This window comes from Anaerosporobacter sp. (assembly GCF_965301125.1).
The window spans coordinates 1-4,883 of record NZ_CBDLAM010000241.1 but is presented as its reverse complement, the minus strand read 5'-3'; the positions used below and the strand labels follow the sequence as shown (position 1 = coordinate 4,883).

Here is a 4,883-nt window from a genome sequence, read left to right as displayed (position 1 = left end):
TTATACACAGAAAGAAGGGATTAAATGTTATTGAACATAAACCAAATTGTAATACCTTATTTAGCTAATTTTTTAGTAGAATTTAAATATCCGCTGATAGTAGCTGCACTGATTTGTATACTGCTCCTTATTTATTATCGGTTTATACACTATGAAAAAAGGGTAAGTCTACCAACCAAATTCACAAGAGTTAATAATATTCTTGGACAGAAGGAATGGGAACAACAGATGGAAGATCTTGCTAACACTCATAAAAATGTCAAAATAATGCGTCATAATTTTGTCTTAAGCGTTTGCAGTAAAATCGCTCACAAAAAACTAAACCTCATCCGAAATAATATATCTGAAATATCAACAGATATTATAACCATGATACCTGCTGCGCGTTGGCTGTTTGATAACTTTCAAATGATGTATCGGGAGATCAAGAAGGTCAGTAACTCTGGAACAAGTTATGAGGTTCTGCCAATACTCCGTACCAAGGAGTATCGAGGCTTTCCCCGGATATATGTAGTTGCAAAGAAGATGGTGGCACTATCTGGATACCATCTAGATGAATCAAATATTGCAATTATGATTAATGCCTATCAAAAAGAGATTTCATTAACCGACAAAGAGCTATGGGTTCTTCCTGAAATGATAGGTTTTTGCCTATTAGAAAGTATTATTGATGTATCCGAAGATATCGTTCATATTATAAAAATTAAATCTAAGGCTCATAAATTTGTAAAGAAAAAGTTAGTAGAACAACAGGGTATCCCTGATATTACAGCACTGCTTTGCGATATAGATTCAGACTGTAGAAATAACTACTCCTTCCACGCCCATGTCATCTATCTTCTGAGAAGTATGTCTTTTGAGGATGACGCAATACAAAGATATGTATCCTATCATTTTAAAGAAAAGGGAAAACATACAATGCCTCCAAAGGTATTTCTAGAAGAAAGTAAACTTGAGTCATATCTTGAGTCAAATATTCATTCTCTTATCGCTAGCCTGAGAGGGATTAACGAAGTAGATGATGAAATGTTTTTTGAAAGGTTTTCTATTCTTGAACGCATCTTATCGAAAGATCCAGATGGAGTTTATCCAAAGATGGATTCCAAGAGTAGAGGAATCTATCGAGGTGAAATAATAAAACTTTCTCAAAAATATAAAATCAATGAAGATAAGATAGCCAAGGACTGTCTGGAGCTTGCTATAGAAGGAAGAAAGGATTTAAATTGTTCCCACCATGTTGGAACCTACCTTTTAGAAAGCGGGCATTCCCTTTTGAAGGCAAAGATACTAAACAAACCAATACCTAAAGAAATCAAGAAAAAGAAAAATGTTAAAGGCTTATTATATTTTCTATGTGCATTTTCAATTCTTTTATCTCTATCCTTCTCTATCAGTTATATCATAAAAGTTTCCGAAGGCATTGATAATCTATCTATGTACATAATCGTCCTAGTGATTACTCTTCCATTATTGCTTGGAATAACCATAGAATTAACCAATTATATATTCACAAGGCGGCTACTTGTTAATAAACTTCCTTCACTAGATTATTTGAAAGAGATTCCTGATACCGCAAGAGCCTTTGTAGTAATGCCTGTAATCGTCAATTCCAAAGAGCAATGTATTCAGTACTTTACCAGATTAGAAAAGCACTATTTAGCTAATAAGCAACCGAATTTATACTTTGCTCTTCTTGCAGATTTTGAAGATTCCCCCGAACTTATTACGCCGAAAGACGAGCTTTTAAGACAGACACTTGTGAGTCGTGTTCATGAACTTAACGAGCTTTATCCTTCTGACCACCAAAAATTCTCCTTGTTTATTAGGAATCGTAAGTGGAATGAATCAGAAGGTACTTACATGTGTTGGGAACGAAAAAGAGGTAAGTTAGAGGAATTTAACCGTTTACTCACTGGAGCAAAGAAAGAGGATACAAGTTTTTCTACACTTATATGTGATGAACAATTGCTTGATACCTTCACGTACGTCATTACCTTAGATGCGGATTCAGATCTCCTTCGTGACAATGCAGCTAAATTTGTAGGATTAATCGATCATCCTTTAAATAGGCCCATTATTGATTCTGAAAGCAAAAAAGTTGTAGAAGGTTATGGTATTATTCAACCTACAGTTCAAAACCATATTGTTGATAAGAAAAGTAGTCGATTCCCTGAAATCTTTGGAGGAGAATCCGGCTTATCTCATTACTCAGTAGTAATATCTGATATCTATCATGACATTTTCAAAGAGGCTATATATACAGGTAAAGGTATCTATGATGTTAAAGCCTTTCATAGTATCCTAGACAATACAATACCTGAGAACACAGTTTTAAGTCATGACCTGCTAGAGAGTTGCTATGTTAAAGCTGCTTTTTCAAGTAGTGTAACAATAATGGACACATTCCCTAGCAGTGTATTATCTTTTGTTAAAAGAGAACATAGATGGGTCAGAGGAGATTGGCAGCTGTTACCGTGGCTGTTTAATAAAAAAATACCAAACAAAAGCTCCTTGAATGCATTATCAAAATGGAAAATATTCGATAATTTAAGACGCAGTCTAGTACCAATGAGTAAGTTACTTTTTATCATTATAAACTTAGCAATTATGCCAAATACTTATTATCTATGGTTACCTTTGGTATTATTTTTAGACATATTTAACCTATTAAATTTATTAGTTTCGACTGTTATACAAAAGATTAAAAGACCAATGCTTGCAATTGTTTTTAAGAGGTTATTTAATGACATTAAGTTAATGTTCGAACGAGCATTCATGGAGTTCGTTCTTATTCCATATAGAGCCTATATTTCAACAGATGCAATTATTAGAACAATTTACCGATTACTAGTAAGCAAAAAAGGATTACTGAAGTGGAATGCCTCAGAATCAGTAGATGCATCCATTACAAACTCAAAGAAATCTTACTTCCTTCATATGTGGAGCTCCCTTATTCCTGCTGCTGTTCTAGCAGCATTATTGGTAACAAAGGAAATGCACCCATTAAGAATTGCAACTTTTGGAGTAATAATACTAGCCTGGAGTACCTCTTTTTACATAGCATATTACATAAGTCAGCCAAGGAAACAAGATCAGCTAACGGAACATATAGAGGATAAAAAATTGCTTTTAGAGACATCTCGTAGAACTTGGAGTTTTTTTAAGGACCATGGGACAAAGGAAAACAATTGGTTATGCCCTGATAATTATCAAGTCGGTTATATTGAAAAAATTAGTGATAAGACATCACCAACGAATATCGGACTTCAGTTTTTGTCAATTCTTTCAGCGAGGGATTTGGGCTATGAAACCTTAGGTTCGACAATTGAACTGATTGAGAATTTACTTACTACTGTGGTTAAACTACCAAAATGGAATGGACATCTATACAATTGGTATAATATCAAAACACTCATTGTACTAGGTCCTGAATATGTTTCAACAGTAGATAGTGGAAACTTTCTAGGACACTTAACAGCCCTAAAAAACGGACTTTTGGAGCAAATTGAAACACCTATTTTCCCAAAGAGTCTTATTGATGAAATAAGGTATTCCATTAAACTCTGTGACAGTGATATCGATTTAAAAGATGATTATACTACTATTGGAGAATTTGTAGAGGATATTTCGCAGATAAAGGATTATTTAATTAACAAAGAACAACCACCTAAAGAAAATACAGCTTGGATGAGGGATTTGTTTAGAAATATGGAATTAATTATGAATGAAGCAGAAACTTTTAGATTAGAAGAAATTCTCTTTTCTGAAGAACCCTCTTTAAGAATGTTGGAACAATACGGTAATAAAGCTTCAAAAGTTACAATAGAACGAATAGAAAGGCTTAGCAACACAGTTAACAATATTCTTAATGATGTTGATTATAACTTATTATACAATGAAAAAAGGATGCTTTTCCACATTGGTTATCATGTGTCTTCTGGAACCTTAGATACGAGTTGCTATGATTTGATGGCCTCTGAATCATCACTTACAAGTTTTGTAGCCGTAGCCAAGGGGGCTGTTCCTTTAAAACATTGGTACAAGTTAGGACGACCTCTTACCATGGTAAATGGACTACCGTGTTTTGTTTCCTGGAGTGGTACAATGTTCGAATATCTTATGCCAAATCTTGTTATAAGGGAGTATAAAGGATCCGTGTTCGCCCAGACATCCAAGGCTGCTGTATTAAATCAAATAAAATATGCTAAGCACATGAATTTACCTTGGGGAATCTCAGAGTCACAGTATTATCGTTTTGACTTAGATTCAAATTACCAGTATAAGGCTTTTGGCGTTCCACAGCTACAATTACAACCATCACTTAAGGATTCCTTAGTCATAGCTCCTTATGCTACCCTTCTGGCATTAGATTATGCTCCTAAAAATTGCTTTTCAAATCTTAAGAGAATGACTGATTTAGGTGCATTTGGTGTTTACGGATATTATGAAGCTATCGATTTTAATAGTCCTGATTCGCTGACTATGGCTCCCTACTGTATTGTAAAGACCTATATGGCACACCATCAGGGCATGAACCTAGTAGCAATTAATAATTTTCTAAATGAGGGTATCATGAGAAAAAGATTTCATTCAGAGCCAATTATAAGAGCTACAGAAGTACTGCTTGAAGAGAAACGTCATTCCAACTTTATATCGCTTGCCCGAAAAGGATATATTATTAAACAGAAAAATATAAATTATAAAGAAGAAACTCATTTTAAGAAAGAAATTAATTTTAAAGAAGAAATAGTAAACAATCGATATGTTAATAAAGTAGCCCCGAAAATACCAGTTACCAGTTATCTATGCAACAATAAATATGCACTTTTAATCACTTCCGATGGTGATGGCTTCAGTACTTACAATGACATGATGCTATATCG

Annotated in this window: 1 protein-coding gene; it reads left to right on the top strand. The window is 34.0% G+C overall.

All coding sequences use genetic code 11. The features are described 5' to 3' along the window. Positions 1-24: 24 nt before the first annotated feature. The coding region (locus tag ACW2QF_RS17790; RefSeq protein WP_455717361.1) for a glucoamylase family protein at positions 25-4,883 on the top strand (4,859 nt) is incomplete at its 3' end.